16 protein-coding genes are annotated in these 14,989 nt (G+C 62.7%); 5 read left to right on the forward strand and 11 right to left on the reverse strand.

Translation table 11 applies throughout. From position 1 onward, the window contains the following. Positions 1-12 precede the first annotated feature (12 nt). The 4 genes from gatB to RBA41_RS11085 all read left to right on the forward strand — a co-directional run bounded on the left by gatB (position 13) and on the right by RBA41_RS11085 (position 3,047). Positions 13-1,473, forward strand: a complete 1,461-nt coding sequence (gatB, locus tag RBA41_RS11070) for an Asp-tRNA(Asn)/Glu-tRNA(Gln) amidotransferase subunit GatB (RefSeq protein ID WP_306623730.1) — start codon at positions 13-15, stop codon at positions 1,471-1,473. Between the two features lie 124 nt (positions 1,474-1,597). Further along, a complete protein-coding gene (locus RBA41_RS11075; RefSeq protein WP_306623732.1) occupies positions 1,598-2,140 on the forward strand; it encodes an endonuclease V in 543 nt (180 codons plus the stop codon). Positions 2,141-2,217: 77 nt separating this feature from the next. Then, a complete protein-coding gene (locus RBA41_RS11080) occupies positions 2,218-2,613 on the forward strand; it encodes a hypothetical protein (protein WP_306623734.1) in 396 nt (131 codons plus the stop codon). Then, a complete protein-coding gene (locus RBA41_RS11085) occupies positions 2,610-3,047 on the forward strand; it encodes a hypothetical protein (RefSeq protein ID WP_306623736.1) in 438 nt (145 codons plus the stop codon). Before RBA41_RS11080 ends, RBA41_RS11085 begins: the two co-directional genes overlap by 4 nt. A gap of 25 nt (positions 3,048-3,072) precedes the next feature. Here RBA41_RS11085 and pyrE read toward each other — a convergent pair whose 3' ends face one another. Then, positions 3,073-3,735 carry an orotate phosphoribosyltransferase gene (gene pyrE, locus RBA41_RS11090; protein WP_306623737.1) on the reverse strand — a complete coding sequence of 221 codons (663 nt, stop codon included), beginning with the start codon at positions 3,733-3,735 and terminating at the stop codon, positions 3,073-3,075. A 67-nt stretch (positions 3,736-3,802) separates the two neighbouring features. Between pyrE and RBA41_RS11095 the strand changes: the two genes are divergently transcribed. Then, complete coding sequence (locus RBA41_RS11095) at positions 3,803-4,573, forward strand: exodeoxyribonuclease III (RefSeq protein WP_306623740.1); 771 nt, start codon at positions 3,803-3,805, stop codon at positions 4,571-4,573. Between the two features lie 7 nt (positions 4,574-4,580). Here the strand turns inward: RBA41_RS11095 and RBA41_RS11100 are convergent, their stop codons facing one another. From RBA41_RS11100 to RBA41_RS11145, 10 genes are all read right to left on the reverse strand, one after another. Continuing rightward, the gene (locus tag RBA41_RS11100) at positions 4,581-5,489 is read right to left on the reverse strand and encodes an RluA family pseudouridine synthase (protein ID WP_306623742.1); all 909 of its coding nucleotides are present in this window, start codon (positions 5,487-5,489) and stop codon (positions 4,581-4,583) included. Then, a complete protein-coding gene (locus RBA41_RS11105; RefSeq protein ID WP_306623745.1) occupies positions 5,490-6,401 on the reverse strand; it encodes a M48 family metallopeptidase in 912 nt (303 codons plus the stop codon). It lies immediately after the preceding gene. Positions 6,402-6,495: 94 nt separating this feature from the next. After that, on the reverse strand, positions 6,496-7,101 hold the full coding sequence (metW, locus tag RBA41_RS11110) for a methionine biosynthesis protein MetW (RefSeq protein ID WP_306623747.1): 606 nt from the start codon (positions 7,099-7,101) through the stop codon (positions 6,496-6,498). Further along, positions 7,098-8,219: a homoserine O-succinyltransferase MetX gene (gene metX, locus RBA41_RS11115; RefSeq protein ID WP_374709541.1), complete on the reverse strand. Its 1,122-nt coding sequence runs from the start codon at positions 8,217-8,219 to the stop codon at positions 7,098-7,100. Before metX ends, metW begins: the two co-directional genes overlap by 4 nt. Before the next feature lie 144 nt (positions 8,220-8,363). Next, complete coding sequence (ptsP, locus tag RBA41_RS11120; RefSeq protein WP_306623752.1) at positions 8,364-10,115, reverse strand: phosphoenolpyruvate--protein phosphotransferase; 1,752 nt, start codon at positions 10,113-10,115, stop codon at positions 8,364-8,366. 32 nt (positions 10,116-10,147) lie between these two features. Further along, positions 10,148-10,417 (reverse strand): HPr family phosphocarrier protein, encoded by a 270-nt coding sequence (locus RBA41_RS11125; RefSeq protein ID WP_099874219.1) that lies wholly within the window; start codon positions 10,415-10,417, stop codon positions 10,148-10,150. Positions 10,418-10,490: 73 nt separating this feature from the next. Next, positions 10,491-10,898, reverse strand: a complete 408-nt coding sequence (locus RBA41_RS11130) for a PTS sugar transporter subunit IIA (RefSeq protein WP_099874218.1) — start codon at positions 10,896-10,898, stop codon at positions 10,491-10,493. A gap of 12 nt (positions 10,899-10,910) precedes the next feature. Next, positions 10,911-11,858, reverse strand: a complete 948-nt coding sequence (gshB, locus tag RBA41_RS11135) for a glutathione synthase (protein WP_306623754.1) — start codon at positions 11,856-11,858, stop codon at positions 10,911-10,913. A 129-nt stretch (positions 11,859-11,987) separates the two neighbouring features. Further along, a complete protein-coding gene (gshA, locus tag RBA41_RS11140; RefSeq protein WP_306623757.1) occupies positions 11,988-13,289 on the reverse strand; it encodes a glutamate--cysteine ligase in 1,302 nt (433 codons plus the stop codon). Positions 13,290-13,448: 159 nt separating this feature from the next. Further along, complete coding sequence (locus tag RBA41_RS11145; protein WP_306623759.1) at positions 13,449-14,981, reverse strand: ammonium transporter; 1,533 nt, start codon at positions 14,979-14,981, stop codon at positions 13,449-13,451. Positions 14,982-14,989 lie beyond the last annotated feature (8 nt).

The following is a 14,989-nucleotide window of genomic DNA, read 5'->3' on the forward strand; positions in this document are numbered from 1 at the left end:
AAAGAGAACACTATGCAATGGGAAGTCGTCATCGGTCTTGAGAACCACGTGCAGCTCACGACCAACTCCAAGATTTTCAGCGGCAGTTCGATCCAGTTCGGCGCCGAGCCGAACACCCAGGCCAGCCCGGTCGACCTGGCGTTGCCGGGCGTGCTGCCGGTGATGAACCGCGGCGCGGTCGAACGCGCGATCCGTTTCGGCCTGGCGGTCGACGCGAAAATCGCGCCGGAGTCGGTGTTTGCGCGCAAAAACTACTTTTACCCGGATTTGCCCAAGGGCTACCAGATCAGCCAGTTCGCCGATCCGGTCGTCATCGGCGGCCAGCTCACCTTCGGCTTCGAAAAAGATGGCCAGTTCCAGACCAAAACCGTCAACCTGACGCGCGCCCACCTGGAAGAAGACGCCGGCAAGTCGCTGCACGAAGATTACGCAGGCATGACCGGCATCGACCTGAACCGCGCCGGCACGCCGCTGCTGGAAATCGTGTCCGAGCCGGAAATGCGCAGCGCGGCCGAGGCCGTGGCGTATGCCAAGGCACTGCATACCCTGGTCGTGTGGCTGGGCGTGTGCGACGGCAACATGCAGGAAGGCTCGTTCCGCTGCGACGTCAACGTCTCGGTGCGTCCGGTTGGCACGACCGAACTGGGCACGCGCTGCGAGATCAAGAACCTGAACTCCTTCCGTTTCATGGAAGAAGCGATCGCCTATGAAGTGCGGCGCCAGATCGACCTGATCGAAGATGGCGGCAAAGTGCAGCAAGCCACGCGCCTGTGGGACCCGGACAAGAAGGAAACGCGCTCGATGCGCACCAAGGAAGATGCGCAGGATTACCGCTACTTCCCCGATCCGGACCTGCCGCCGCTGCTCATTTCCGACGAGTGGGTCGCGCGCATCAAGGCCGACATGCCGGAACTGCCGGCCGCGATGCGGGCGCGCTTCGCGGGCGACTACGGCTTGCCGGAATACGACAGCCTGTTCCTGACCTCATCGAAACAGATGGCTGCGTACTTCGAAGCGGTGGTCGCAAAAACCGGCAAGGAACAAGCCAAGACCGCGGCCAACTGGCTGATGGGCGACGTGGCGTCGACCCTGAACCGCGAAAACGTCGACATTGCCGATTCGCCGGTGGAAGCATCGCAACTGGCGCTGATGATCAAGCGCATCGCCGACGGCACGATTTCCACCAAGAGCGCCAAGGAAGTGTTTGCGGGCATGTGGGAAGCCAAGTCGAACGATGAAAACATCGCCGACGTGGTCATCAAGGAAAAAGATCTGGTGACCATCTCCGACAGCGGCGCGCTGGAAAAGATCGTCGACGACGTGCTGGCGGCCAACGCCAAATCGGTCGAGCAATACCGCGCCGGCAAGGAAGCGGCTATCAACGCGCTGATCGGCCAGGCCATGAAGGCATCCAAAGGCAAGGCCAACCCGGCCGAGCTGACCGAGCTGCTCAAGAAAAAACTGGCGGGCTGATACCTGCCGTAGGCTCTGCGACATAGTTCGCATCCATACCGGCCGTCAATGTTGCTCAACCGGGGTCAGACCTCGGTTAAGCAATATTGACGGCCGGCTTCGTTTCGCCAAGGAGAAATGCCTGATGATATGTGCAGTGGACGTGCAATACGATGCCGATTGCGGCTATGCCGCGGGCCTGCTGTTCGAGCGCTGGGATGCCTTGACGCCAGCGGCGACTATCTGCAAAAAGCAGGCCGGCGTCGGCGAGTATGTTCCGGGGGAATTCTACAAGCGCGAGCTGCCGTGCATCCTGGCCCTGGTCGGCGAACTCGACCAGCTTCCGGAGTACATTGTCATCGATGGCTTTGTGTTCCTCGACGGGCATGCGCATGCCGGCCTGGGCAAGTATCTGTACGATGCGCTGGATGGGAAAACCAAGGTCATCGGCGTGGCGAAAACCTCGTTCGCGGGCATTGGCGACGATTACAAGCTGCTGCGCGGCGACAGCATCAAGCCGCTGTTCATCACCTGCATCGGGCTTGAGCTGGCCGAGGCCAGGGAACACATCGCGGCCATGCACGGGCCGCACCGCATGCCGGTGCTGCTGAAAACGGTGGACCGGGTCTGCCGCGAGCAGGCACTGGCGGGCGTGGCCGGCACTGCGCCGAAGTTACCGCAGAGCTGAGCGCGATTGAGAACGCGCAGAGAAGCGTTCGTTTTTCCCGTCAGACTGGGTAGTCCTCATCCTGCTGGTCACCCATCATGCTCACCGTCGCCGATCTTGAAACGCTTGCCCGCACGCGTCTGGGCGAGGCCACCGCTCTCCTTATCGCACGACAATTCGACGGATCATCCTACCTTAGCGGGTACGCCGTCGAGCTGATCCTGAAGGCGAGGATTTGCGTCCACTTGGATTGGAAGGGATATCCCGAAACGCGCAAAGAGTTCGAAAAATATACCTCACTTCGCACTCACCATCTTGAAACATTGCTCGACCTGACCGGCCTTCATAAAAAAGTCCGAACTAAATATGATTACTACTGGTCCAACATTTCAGAGTGGTCGCCAGAGGACCGCTATCGCGCATCAGGTTGCGTCACTGAAGAGATAGCGCGTGCACGCGTGGCCGCCGCATCGTTCCTTGTGAGGAATTTATGAGCGACAAACTGAAGGGCTTACTGGACAAACTAGCAGTCATCGAACGCGACATATCCGAAGAAAAGGGCGAACTGACTTTTTTTGGGCTGCTTAAACGATGGTCCCCCACCGAATCCTGGAATCTGGTCGTCTCGTCGACCTGGTCCGATCGAGATGAACATCCGAACGCAATCAAGTACATCGTCGACAAATACTACGCTGTCTGTGACGACTCCGAACGCGTCCTGATTGCCAGAGTAGCGATCGTCGACACGGACGACGAGGAGCTGGAAGACCTTCTGGAAGCGTACGACGTCGAGCACGGCATGGTGAAAATAAGAAAAGATCGCTATTTCGATGAGGAGTTCGAACGCGGCTATATATTCACGTGCAAGATCCGCAATACAGCAGCATCGCCGCCCGCACGCGAGCATGCCGCAGACCAGCCGGGCTAATGCGCGTGCTCACGGCGCCGCTGTGTTACACCCCGTAGCGCGTCCGGTACGCTGCCACCGCGTCCTTGAACCGCGCCATCTCCGGATCGGCTCCGGCTGCGTTCAGGTAAGTAAACAAATCCTCCAGGTTCCCGATCGACACCACCGGAATATTGAACTCCTGGCTGACCTGCTGCACCGCCGAACTCGGCGACAATTCGCCATCCTTGCCCGAACGCTCCATGCGGTCGAGCGCGATCAGCACGGCGCACGGCTCGGCCCCGGCGGCGCGGATCATGTCGACCGATTCGCGCACCGACGTCCCCGCCGAAATCACATCGTCGATAATGACGACCTTGCCCGCCAGCTTGGCGCCGACAATGGTGCCGCCCTCGCCATGGTCCTTGGCTTCCTTGCGGTTGTAGGCGAACGAGGTGTTGTGCCCCTTGCCCGCCAGCGCCACCGCGGTGGCGGACGCCAGGGTGATGCCCTTGTACGCCGGCCCGAACAGCATGTCGAACTCGATCCCCGAATCGATCAGGGTCTGCGCGTAAAACTGCGCCAGCTGGGCCAGGGTGGCACCGTCATGGAACAGACCGGCGTTGAAGAAATACGGCGACAGGCGGCCAGCCTTGGTGGTGAACTCGCCGAAGCGCAACACGCCCGCCGACACCGAAAACGCGATAAACTGTTGGCGCAAATTATTCACGACGACCTCATTTGTTCATATAGAAAAGTGGCGCTATTTTACGCCACCCTCCACACCCCCTGGAACCATGCCAAAAATTATTTCCGCGAACCTGAACGGGATCCGCTCCGCCCACAAGAAGGGCTTCTTCAACTGGATGGCCACCCAGACCGCCGATTTCATCTGCGTCCAGGAGCTCAAGGCGCAGTTGCCCGACATGACCGAGGAATTCCTGATGCCGGGCGGCTATCACGGCCATTTCCATTACGCCGAGAAAAAAGGCTACTCCGGCACCGGTATCTACAGCCGGACCAAGCCCGACGCCGTGCGCACCGGCTTCGGCAGCCCGGAATTCGATGCCGAAGGCCGCTATGTGCGTTGCGATTTCGGCAACCTGACCATCATTTCAGTCTATTGCCCGTCCGGTTCCTCGTCGCCGGAACGCCAGGAAGCCAAGTTCCGCTTCATGGAACTGTTCCTGCCGCATCTGCTGGAATTGCGCGCCGAAGGCCGCGAAGTGGTCATCTGCGGCGACTGGAATATTGCCCACAATGAAATCGACCTGAAAAATTTCAAAGGCAACAAGAAGAACTCGGGATTCCTGCCGGAAGAGCGCGCCTGGCTGACGCGGGTGTTCGATGAAGTCGGCTTTGTGGACGTGCACCGCGGCATCGACAAGCGCCCCGAGCAATACACCTGGTGGAGCAACCGCGGCCAGGCCTACGCCAAGAATGTCGGGTGGCGCATCGATTATCACGTTGCAACCCCCGGCATCGCCGCGCAGGCCAAGGAAGTGTTCATCTACAAGGATGAGCGGTTTTCGGATCACGCCCCGCTGATCATCGATTACCGCCTCTAGCGCCCCGCTACAGGGTGCGCCGGCTCTCGAACCGGCGCGCCTTGCCGCTCAAGGGATCGTCGAAGCCGATGCTGCGCGCCAGCAGCTTGAGCGGGTTGGCGAAGTCGTCGCCCTTGCACGGCAGCGCGGCGGGATAAAAGGCGTCGTTGACGATCGGCGCACCCAGCGCGGCCATGTGCACCCGCAGCTGGTGCTTGCGGCCCGTATGCGGCTGCAGGCGGTACAGCATGGCGTCACCCTGCGGCCTGATCACATCGATCACGCTTTCCGAGTTCGGCTCGCCGTCGACTTCCTGCATGCGGAAAAACGGATTTCCCTCCACCATGCGGCTGCGGTGCACCAGCGGAAAGGTCAGGCCCGGCAAGGGCGCGGCCAGCGCCTCGTACACCTTGTGCACGCTGCGTTTCTGGAACAGCGACTGGTAGGCGCCGCGGGTCGCTTCCTGGTGCGAAAAAATCACCACCCCGGCCGTTTCGCGGTCGAGCCGGTGAATCGGGGTCAGCTGGGCCAGGCCCGTCTTGTTCTTCAGCCGCACCAGCAAGGTTTCATGCAGGAAGCGCCCGCCCGGTGTCATCGGCAGGAAATGCGGCTTGTCGACCACCAGCAGATGGTCGTCGTGAAACAGGATCTGTTCCTCGAAGGGGATCGGCGTCTCGGCCTTGAGCTCGCGGTAATACCAGATGCGCATGCCGCGCCGCAGAATACTGTCGGGGCCGAGCACGGCGCCGCTGCCGTCGACCACCTCGCCGCGCGCCATGCGGTCGCGCCAGACAGCCTCGCCCACCTCGGCGAAATGGCTGGTGAGAAACGCCAGCGCGCCGTCAAGCGGGTGTTCGTCCAGCCATAAATAACTCGGTGCGACACCATCGCGGACCGGCAGCGGAACAAGCGCATTGGCGTCGGCCTGCCGTCCCATTTACCTGGACGCGCTGCTACGGTACGGCGGCAATTGCGCGACCGAGGTGTTCTTGCTGCGCGCATACAGGGGCAGCAGCACGTTCATGTGCGCTTCCATCTGGCCGATGCGTTCCTTGCCGCCCGGGTGGGTCGACAGCCACGCCGGCGGCGCTCCGCCGCCCGCCGCTGCCATTTTTTGCCACAGGATGATGCCGGCGCGCGGATCGTAGCCGGCGCGCGCGGCCAGGTCCAGGCCGATCAGGTCGGCTTCGCGTTCGTCGTCGCGCGAGAACTTGAGCGAGGCGAACTGCGCGCCATACTGGGCCACCGTATCGGTAATGCCGGGATCGATGCCGAGCACCGCCGCCAGCACCGCGCCGCCCACCCGTGCGCCGACATTGGTTGCGGTCGACTTGACCATCTGCTCGCGCCCGTGTTCGCGCAGGGCATGCGACACTTCGTGGCCCATGATGGCGGCCACTTCATCGTCGGTCAGGTTCAGGGTGGTGAGGATGCCGCTGAAAAACGCGATGCGTCCACCCGGCATGCAAAAGGCGTTGATTTGCTTGGACGACAGCAGATTGACCTGCCACTTCCATTTGGCGGCCTCGGGATTCCAGCGCGTGGCGTGCGGAATGATCCGTTTGGCAATGGTGCGCAGGCGCACCACCTGCGGATGGTCGTCCGGCACCAGCGCCCCCTTTTGCTGGGCCTGGCCCATCAGCTGCGTATATTGCTGCGCCGCCTGCTGGTCCATTTTCTCGGCCGAGGCCAGCACGCGGTAGCGCGGCATCGGCCGCACCTGGATGCCGTCCTGCACCGCGGCCTTCGCGGTCTTGCCTTTGATCGGCTCCGGCAGCGGCTGGGCACTGGCCAGGACCGTGCAGGCGCCGAGCGTCAGGGCCAGGAGAATAGGTTTAATCTTATGCATGTTTCAATTCCTGCTATATATTTGATAACACCATCATCGCAGGAAATCCCGTAGAGTCGCACACGATAAGGTTCACGGCCGCTCACGCCGCCGGTTACGTCTTTTTGCGCAGCCGGAACACGGCCAGGCTGCCGCGCAGGTTGGGCAGGAAGGACACCGGCTTGCCGTCGGCCAGCGCAACCCGCTCCAGTACTTCGAGGCCGCATTCTTGCGCAAGTTCCTCGAAATCGTAAATCGTCGCGCAGCGCACGTTGGGGGTGTCGTACCACTGGTACGGCAGCGACTTGGACACCGGCATGCGGCCGCGAAGCAGCGCCACGCGGTGCGGCCAGTAGGCGAAATTGGGGAACGAGACGATCGCTTCGGCGCCCACCCGCACGATATCGCGCAGCAGCGCCTCGACGTGCTGCATCATCTGCAGCGACGACAGGCACAGGACGGTGTCGAAGGAATTATCGGAAAACAGGCCGAGGCCTTTTTCCATGTCCTGCTGGATCACGTTGATGCCGCGCCGGGCGCTGGCCAGCAGCGACTCGTCGGCGATCTCGATGCCGTAGCCGGTGCAGCCCTTGCCGCTCTGGAGATAGCGCAGCATGGCGCCGTCGCCGCAGCCCACGTCGAGCACGTGCGATTGCTCCGGCACCCAGTGCGCGATGAACGCCAGGTCGGGGCGCAGGCTGGAGAGGTCTTCAAAATTCATGCTTGCCCTTTCACCGGCATGGCTTCCCAGATGCGCTGGTAGTAGGCGCGCACCATGTTCATGTAGCGCTGGTCCTCCAGCAGGAAGGCGTCGTGGCCGTGCGGGGCGTCGATTTCGGCGTAGGTCACGCGGCGCCGGTTGCATACCAGCGCCTCGACGATCTCGCGCGAGCGCTCGGGCGAAAAGCGCCAGTCGGTGGTGAACGAGGCGACGAAAAATTCGGCCCTGGTGCCGGCCAGCGCGCGCGTGAGCGAGCCGCCGAATTCGCGCGCCGGGTCGAAATAATCGAGCGCCTTGGTGATCAGGAGGTAGGTATTGGCGTCGAAGTACTCCGAAAACTTGTCGCCCTGGTAGCGCAAATAGGACTCGATCTCGAAGTCGATGCCGAAATCGAATTTGTAGTCGTTGTTTTCGGCGGCGTTACGGAGTTTACGGCCGAATTTTTCGGCCATGTCGTCGTTCGACAGGTAGGTGATGTGACCGACCATGCGCGCCACGCGCAGGCCGTTCTTGGGCACCACGCCGTGCGCGTAGAAGTCGCCGCCGCGGTAATCCGGGTCCGACAGGATGGCCTGGCGCGCCACGTCGTTGAAGGCGATGTTCTGCGCCGACAGCTTGGGGGTGGAGGCGATCACGACGCAGTGGCGCAGGCGGTCGGGGAACATGATGCTCCACGCGAGCGCCTGCATGCCGCCGAGCGAGCCGCCCATGACGGCGGCGAACTGCACGATGCCGAGGGCGTCGGCCAGGCGCGCCTGCGCGGCCACCCAGTCTTCCACCGTCACCACCGGGAAGGAGGCGCCGTAGGGTTTGCCGGTGGCCGGATTGAGGTGCATCGGGCCGGTGGAGCCGAAGCAGGAGCCGAGGTTGTTGACGCCGATGACGAAGAAGCGGTCGGTGTCGAGCGGCTTGCCCGGACCGACCATATTGTTCCACCAGCCGGTGTTTTTCGGATCGCCCTCGTAGGTGCCGGCCACGTGGTGGGAGGCGTTCAGGGCGTGGCAGACCAGCACCGCGTTCGATTTGTCGGCGTTGAGGGTGCCGTAGGTTTCGTACACCAGGGTGTACTCGGCCAGCGCACCACCGCCCTGCAACCGCAGCGGTTCGGCAAAGCGCATCGCTTGCGGGGAGACTATTCCAATGGATGACATGAGATTCGAAAAAATGAGTTAAAACCGCTACGTCGTCGTTCCCGCGCCAAGGCGGCTCTCGGCGGGAACGACGGTATTGAGGTTGGTGGTGACAGGATACTGCGATTAAGATCAAATCACCTGCAACTGCTGCACCGCCTCCACAATCGCATGCGGCTCGGTGGTGCGCAAGATCTTGCGTGTTTGCGGCGTGATGGTCGTCAGGTCGCAATTCAAGATCTCCTGCTTGACCGACAGCAGCTGCGCCGGATGCATCGAGAATTCGCGCAGCCCCATGCCCAGCAACAGGCGCGTCAACTTCACATCGCCCGCCATCTCGCCGCACACCGCCACATCGATTCCCGCCTTCTTGCCGGCCATGATGGTCATCGCAATGAGCTGCAAAATCGCCGGATGCAGCGGATCGTACAAGTGCGCCACTTCGTAATCGACCCGGTCGATCGCCAAGGTGTACTGAATCAGGTCGTTGGTGCCGATCGACAGGAAGTTCATGCGCTTGACGAACATCGGCAAGGACAGCGCCGCCGCCGGAATCTCGATCATCGCGCCCACGTCGATCGCCGTATCGTACTTCTGCCCCGCCTCGCGCAGCTGCGCCTTGGCCTGCTCCACCATCGCCAGGCACTGGTCGATCTCGAACACGTGCGACAGCATTGGAATGAGCAAGCGCACCTTGCCGAACGCGGAGGCCCGCAAGATCGCGCGCAACTGCGTCAGGAACAGCTGCGGCTCGGCCAGGCAATAGCGGATCGCGCGCAGTCCCAGCGCCGGATTGAGCGCGGTGTGCTCGGTCTGGTCGAGCGGCTTGTCGGCGCCGATGTCGAGCGTGCGGATCGTCACCGGCCGCCCTTTCATCGCCACCACCGCCTTGCGGTACTGCTCGAACTGTTCGTCCTCGCTCGGAATCTTGTGCGCCTGCCCGCTGCGGCCCATGAACAGGAACTCGGAGCGGAACAGGCCCACGCCTTCGGCCCCGCATTCGAGCGCGTGCGGGCAATCGTCCGGCAGCTCGATGTTGGCCAGCAGCGTGACGACGGTGCCGTCGCGCGTGATGGCCGGGGTTTTCTTGAGCTTCGAGAGCTTCTTGCGCGCCTTGAGCATGGCCGCCTGGCGCGCGCGGTACTGCTCCAGCACCAGCGTGCTCGGATTGCAGATCACAACGCCGGCATCGCCGTCGATGATCACCCAGTCATCCTGCTCGATCAATTGCGACGCCTGCGACATGCCGACCGCCGCCGGAATATCGAGGCTGCGCGCCACGATCGCCGTATGCGAGTTCTGCCCGCCCACATCGGTCACGAAACCGATGAACGAGCGGTCGCGGAACTGCAGCATGTCGGCCGGCGAAATGTCGTGCGCGACGACGATCATCTGCGGCTGGAATTCTTCGTCCGTCACGGGCGCCGGCGCCAGCTGGGCGGTGCCCATCAATACCTTCAGCACCCGCTCGGCCACCTGCTGGATGTCGGCCTTGCGCTCGCGCAGATACGGGTCTTCAATCTCGTCGAACTGCGCCGACAATTCATCGATCTGCGTCACCAGCGCCCACTCGGCGTTGTAGTGGCGCGTGCGGATGATATCGAGCGGCGCTTCCGAAATCATCGGGTCCGACAGAATCAGCGCGTGCACGTCGATGAACGCGCCCAGTTCCGTCGGCGCGTCCTTGGGCAGGTCGGTCCACAGCGCCTGCAGGCCGCGGTGCACTTCGGCCAGGGCATCCTGCAAGCGCTTCACTTCCGCTTCCAGGTGCTCTTCGGCCACCAGGTAATGCTTGACGTCGAGCGCGGCGGGCGTGAGCAGGTGCGCGCGGCCGATCGAGATCCCGCGCGACACAGGAATGCCGTGCAGCGTGAACGATGCCATGGATGATACGCTGGAGGTGCGTCCGACCGGCATTACTCGCCTTCGCCGAACTTGTCGTTGATCAGCGCGGCGAGCGCCTCGACACATTCCTTTTCGTCGGCGCCGTCGGCTTCCAGGGTGACCTTGGCGCCCTTCCCGGCCGCCAGCATCATCACGCCCATGATCGACTTGGCATTGATGCGGCGCGCGTTACGCGTGAGCCAGACGTCGCTCGAAAACTTCGCGGCCAGCTGCGTGAATTTGGCCGAGGCGCGCGCATGCAAACCAAGCTTGTTGATAATTTCCAGATCTTGTTGAATCATTTTTTTGTCGTCTCTTCACACGGATCCTGCACATTCGCACACCCGGTGGCCGCAGCCACCGCCCAATCGCTTTTTACGCCGGTCCTACCCTGATACGATTGTCGACCCGTACCGCACCGCTCTGCGCGCCGGCCAGCGCCATTTCGACCACCACGTCGAGCGTGTCGCGCCGGTAGGTGATCGCGCGCAGCAGCATCGGCAGGCTGATGCCGGCGATGACTTCAACCCGCCCCGCGTCGGCCAGCGAGTTGCAGCAGTTGGCCGGCGTGCCGCCCTTGATATCGGTGATCACCAGCACGCCGGTGCCGTCGTCGAGGCGGCAGATCGCCTGGCGCGCCAGTTCGTTCACCTCGGCCAGGTCCTGGTCGGCAGTGACGTCGATCGCCTCGAAATGCTCGGTGGGGCCGCGGAACACGTGCGCCACCGCGGCGATGAACGCCTGTCCGAGCGGCGCATGGGTCATCAACAGAATACCTACCATAATATGTTTGCCTTACTTTCCCTGGCTGCGCCGCTCGACGGCGTCGATGAACATCGCCGCCACGTCGAAGCCCGCCTGGTCGAAGATCTCCTGGAAGCAGGTCGGGCTGGTGACATTGACTTCGGTCAGACACTCGCCGATCACGTCCAATCCTACCAGTAACAGGCCGCGCTCGGCCAGCAAGGGGCCGATGCTTTCGGCGATGTGGAGGTCGTGCGCGGTCAGGGGCTGCGCCACGCCGATGCCGCCGGCGGCCAGGTTGCCGCGAATTTCAGTCCCCTGCGGGATGCGCGCCAGCGCGAACGGCACCGCTTTGCCGTCGATGACGAGGATGCGCTTGTCGCCTTTGACGATCTCGGGGATGTAGCGCTGCGCCATGATGGTCTGCGCGCCATTGAGGGTCAGCGTTTCGATCACCGAACCCAAGTTCATGCCGTCGGCGCCGATGCGGAAGATGCCGGCCCCGCCCATGCCGTCGAGCGGCTTGAAGATCACGTCGCCGTGCCTGGCGTGGAAGGCGCGCAGGCGCGCCGCATCCGACGTAACCAGGGTGGGCGAGGTGAATTCGGTGAACTGGGCGATCGCCAGCTTTTCATTGTGGTCGCGGATCGCGGACGGCTTGTTGAAGATGCGCGCGCCCTGCTGTTCGGCCAGTTCGAGCAGGTAGGTGCCGTACACGTACTCCATGTCGAACGGCGGGTCCTTGCGCTGGATGACGGCATCGAACTCGGACAGGCGCATCGCCGCCTTGGGCGCGGCGCGGTACCAGTCGTCGGCGTCGCCGGTCAGGGTGATCTGGGCGATGTCGGCACTGACCGCGCCTTCTTCCAGGGCCATGTCGCGCTGCTCGAAGGCGTAAACCGCATGGCCGCGCCGTGCCGCCTCGCGCATCATGGCGAAGGTCGAATCCTTGTACGTCTTGAAGCCGGACAGCGGATCGGCGAGGAAAGCGATTTTCATGGGCGATTCCATTCGGGGGTAATGACTGATTTTAGCCGGAAACGCCAATGTTGGCTTGGGATGAGTCTGGATGGGCGCGCGCATGCGTCCCCTGGGGAACGCATGCACTCCCCAGGGGACGCCCTTTCCTCAATACACTTCGGGATTCGGATCCGTCCGCTCCAACTCGAGCGACGCCGCAATCAGCCCCAGCCGTGCCACCACGCCATACACATAGAAGCGGTTCGGCGCCGCCGTTCCCGGCTTGGCTTTCAGGTCCGGCACGGCATGCTGCTGGGCAAACGCCAACGGCACGTACTGCGAGCCCGGTGCATTCAGGTTCTGGTCGATCCCGCGCTCGGCGTGAATCCGGTAGAACCCGCCCACCACATAGCGGTCGATCATGTACACGACCGGCTCGGCCACCGCATCCTTGATGTTCTCGAAGGTCGGCACGCCTTCCTGGATGATGACGTCGCTGATTTCCACGCCATCCTTGATCACCGACATCTTCTGGCGCTGGGCGCGCGTCAGTTCGCGCACTTCGCTGGCATCCTTGATGGTGAGGATGCCCATGCCATAGGTTCCGGCATCGGGTTTCAGGATCACGAACGGCTTTTGCTCCTTGATCCCATATTCCTTGTACTTCTTGCGGATCTTGGCCAGCAGCATGGTCACATTGTCGGCCAGGCATTCCGCGCCCTGGTCTTCGTCGAAATTGATCGCGCCGCATTTGCTGTGGAAGGGGTTGACCATCCACGGATCGACATCGATCAGCTTGCCGAACTTCTTGGCCACTTCATCGTAGGCGGCCAGGTGATTGCTCTTCCTGCGCAGCGCCCAGCCGGCGTGCAGCGGCGGCAGCAGCGACTGCTCGTGGATATTTTCCAGGATCGATGGAATACCGGCCGACAAATCGTTATTCAGCAAAATGGTGCAGGGATCGAAATCCTTCAGCCCCACCCGGCGCCCGTTGCTTGACCTCACCAGCGGCTCGACCACCAGCATGTTCCCGTCCGGCAGCGCCAGCGGCGTGGGCTGGGTGATCTCGGGCGACAGGGAACCCAGGCGCACGTGCAGCCCGGTCTGGCGGAAAATCTGCATCAGGCGCGCCACGTTCTGCAGGTAGTGCGGATTGCGGGTGTGGCCTTCCGGCACCAGCAGCAGGTTGCGGGCATCCGGGCAATACTTGTCGATCGCAGCCATGGCGGCCTGCACCGCCAGCGGCAGCATTTCGGTGGCAAGATTGTTAAAACCACCAGGAAACAGGTTGGTATCGACCGGGGCCAGCTTGTAGCCGGCGTTGCGCAGGTCGACCGAGCAATAGAACGGCGGCGTATGTTCCTGCCACTCCATCCGGAACCAGCGCTCAATGGCCGGCGTTGCCGCCAGGATTTTCTTTTCGAGGTCGAGCAGCGGGCCAGTGAGGGCTGTGACGAGGTGGGGAACCATGAGTAAGACGTCCTTAAAGACTGCTTGGTGATAATGATGAACTGCACAAATCGGGGCGGAACCGGCGTTTTAAAGTCCTGCGGCGTCGCGGAAAGCAAAAAGGCGCCCCGCGGGGCGCCTGGAACAACCCGCTTGCGCGGGCCGGAGCAAAAATGTGAATCAGGAATGGTAGGCCGATTCGCCGTGACTCGTGATGTCGAGCCCTTCCCGTTCTTCTTCTTCCGGTACGCGCAGACCGATCACCAGGTCCACCAGTTTGTAGGCAATGAAGGACACCACCGCCGACCACAGGATCGTGGTGCCGACCGCGGTCAGCTGCGTGATGACCTGGCCGCCGATCGAGTATTCCGCCGATGCCTTGTTGGCAACGTAGTCGAAAATGCCCTGGCCGCCCAAGGATGGCGCGGCAAACACGCCGGTCAGCAAGGCACCCAGGATACCGCCCAGGCCGTGCACGCCGAACACGTCGAGCGAGTCGTCGGCGCCGATCAGGCGCTTGAGGCCGTTCACTCCCCACAGGCAGATAATACCAGCCAGCAAACCAATGACCAAGCCGCCCATCGGGCCGACGAAGCCGGCCGCCGGGGTGATCGCCACCAGGCCGGCTACCGCGCCGGAGGCGGCGCCCAGCATCGATGGCTTGCCCTTGGTGATCCACTCGCCGAACACCCACGACAGGGTGGCGCAGGCGGTGGCCAGCAGGGTGTTGATGAAGGCCAGCGCGGCGATGTCGCCCGCTTCCAGTGCCGAGCCGGCGTTAAAGCCGAACCAGCCGGCCCACAGCAGCGAGGCGCCGATCATGGTCATGGTCAGCGAGTGCGGGGCCATGGCTTCGCGGCCGTAGCCGACGCGCTTGCCGATCAGGATGGCGCCCATCAGGCCGGCCACTGCCGCATTGATGTGCACCACGGTGCCGCCGGCGAAATCGAGCGCACCTTTTTGGAACAGCCAGCCGGCTTTCGCGGTTTCGGTGGCCAGGGAGGCGGCATCGGTGATGGCGTCCGGACCGGTCCAGAACCAGACCATGTGGGCGATCGGCAGGTAGCCGAAGGTGAACCACAGCACCATGAAGGCGATCACGGCGGCAAACTTGATGCGCTCGGCAAAGGCGCCGACGATCAGGCAGCAGGTAATCGCGGCAAACGTGCCCTGGAAGGCGACATAAATGAACTCCGGAATGACCACGCCCTTGCTGAAGGTGGCGGCGTAGGCGAAGGTGCCCTTGACCGGGTCGAAGATACCGGTCAGCAAAGCCCGGTCGAAGCCGCCGATCACGGCATTTCCTGCTGTAAAGGTCAGCGAGTAGCCGTAGATGCACCACAGCACGATGATCAGCGCAAACACCACGAATACCTGCATCAGCACCGACAGCATGTTCTTGGTGCGCACCAGGCCGCCGTAAAACAGCGCCAGCCCGGGAATCGTCATCAAGACCACGAGCACGGTGGCAATGAACATCCAGGTAGTGTCGCCTTTATGCGGCACCGGCGCCGGCGCGGCGGCGGCCGGGTCGGCGGCACTGGCCGTGCTGGCGGCCGGCGCGACCGCGGTGGTGGCGGGCGCCTCGACCGGTGTAACCACCGCGGCGGTCGTATCCGGCTTGGGCGCATCCTGGGCCGAGGCCGGCAAGACGCCGCCGATGGCGCATAGCACCGCTAGTCCGGCCAGCCACTTTGTTATCGTTTTATTCATCAGTGTTC

Origin of the sequence: Massilia scottii (assembly GCF_030846495.1) — a bacterium.
GTDB lineage: Bacteria > Pseudomonadota > Gammaproteobacteria > Burkholderiales > Burkholderiaceae_D > Telluria_A > Telluria_A violaceinigra.

Excerpts from the sequence above, each read along its gene's own strand:
- RBA41_RS11075 (WP_306623732.1), top strand. The coding sequence starts at position 1,598 with ATGATATGTGCAGTGGACGTGCAATACGATGCCGATTGCGGCTATGCC.
- metX (WP_374709541.1), bottom strand. The coding sequence starts at position 8,219 with ATGCGCTTTGCCGAACCGCTGCGGTTGCAGGGCGGTGGTGCGCTGGCC.
- gatB (WP_306623730.1), top strand. The coding sequence starts at position 13 with ATGCAATGGGAAGTCGTCATCGGTCTTGAGAACCACGTGCAGCTCACG.
- RBA41_RS11095 (WP_306623740.1), top strand. The coding sequence starts at position 3,803 with ATGCCAAAAATTATTTCCGCGAACCTGAACGGGATCCGCTCCGCCCAC.
- metW (WP_306623747.1), bottom strand. The coding sequence starts at position 7,101 with ATGAATTTTGAAGACCTCTCCAGCCTGCGCCCCGACCTGGCGTTCATC.
- RBA41_RS11100 (WP_306623742.1), bottom strand. The coding sequence starts at position 5,489 with ATGGGACGGCAGGCCGACGCCAATGCGCTTGTTCCGCTGCCGGTCCGC.
- RBA41_RS11105 (WP_306623745.1), bottom strand. The coding sequence starts at position 6,401 with ATGCATAAGATTAAACCTATTCTCCTGGCCCTGACGCTCGGCGCCTGC.
- gshB (WP_306623754.1), bottom strand. The coding sequence starts at position 11,858 with ATGAAAATCGCTTTCCTCGCCGATCCGCTGTCCGGCTTCAAGACGTAC.
- RBA41_RS11125 (WP_099874219.1), bottom strand. The coding sequence starts at position 10,417 with ATGATTCAACAAGATCTGGAAATTATCAACAAGCTTGGTTTGCATGCG.
- ptsP (WP_306623752.1), bottom strand. The coding sequence starts at position 10,115 with ATGGCATCGTTCACGCTGCACGGCATTCCTGTGTCGCGCGGGATCTCG.
- gshA (WP_306623757.1), bottom strand. The coding sequence starts at position 13,289 with ATGGTTCCCCACCTCGTCACAGCCCTCACTGGCCCGCTGCTCGACCTC.
- RBA41_RS11080 (WP_306623734.1), top strand. The coding sequence starts at position 2,218 with ATGCTCACCGTCGCCGATCTTGAAACGCTTGCCCGCACGCGTCTGGGC.
- RBA41_RS11130 (WP_099874218.1), bottom strand. The coding sequence starts at position 10,898 with ATGGTAGGTATTCTGTTGATGACCCATGCGCCGCTCGGACAGGCGTTC.
- RBA41_RS11085 (WP_306623736.1), top strand. The coding sequence starts at position 2,610 with ATGAGCGACAAACTGAAGGGCTTACTGGACAAACTAGCAGTCATCGAA.
- RBA41_RS11145 (WP_306623759.1), bottom strand. The coding sequence starts at position 14,981 with ATGAATAAAACGATAACAAAGTGGCTGGCCGGACTAGCGGTGCTATGC.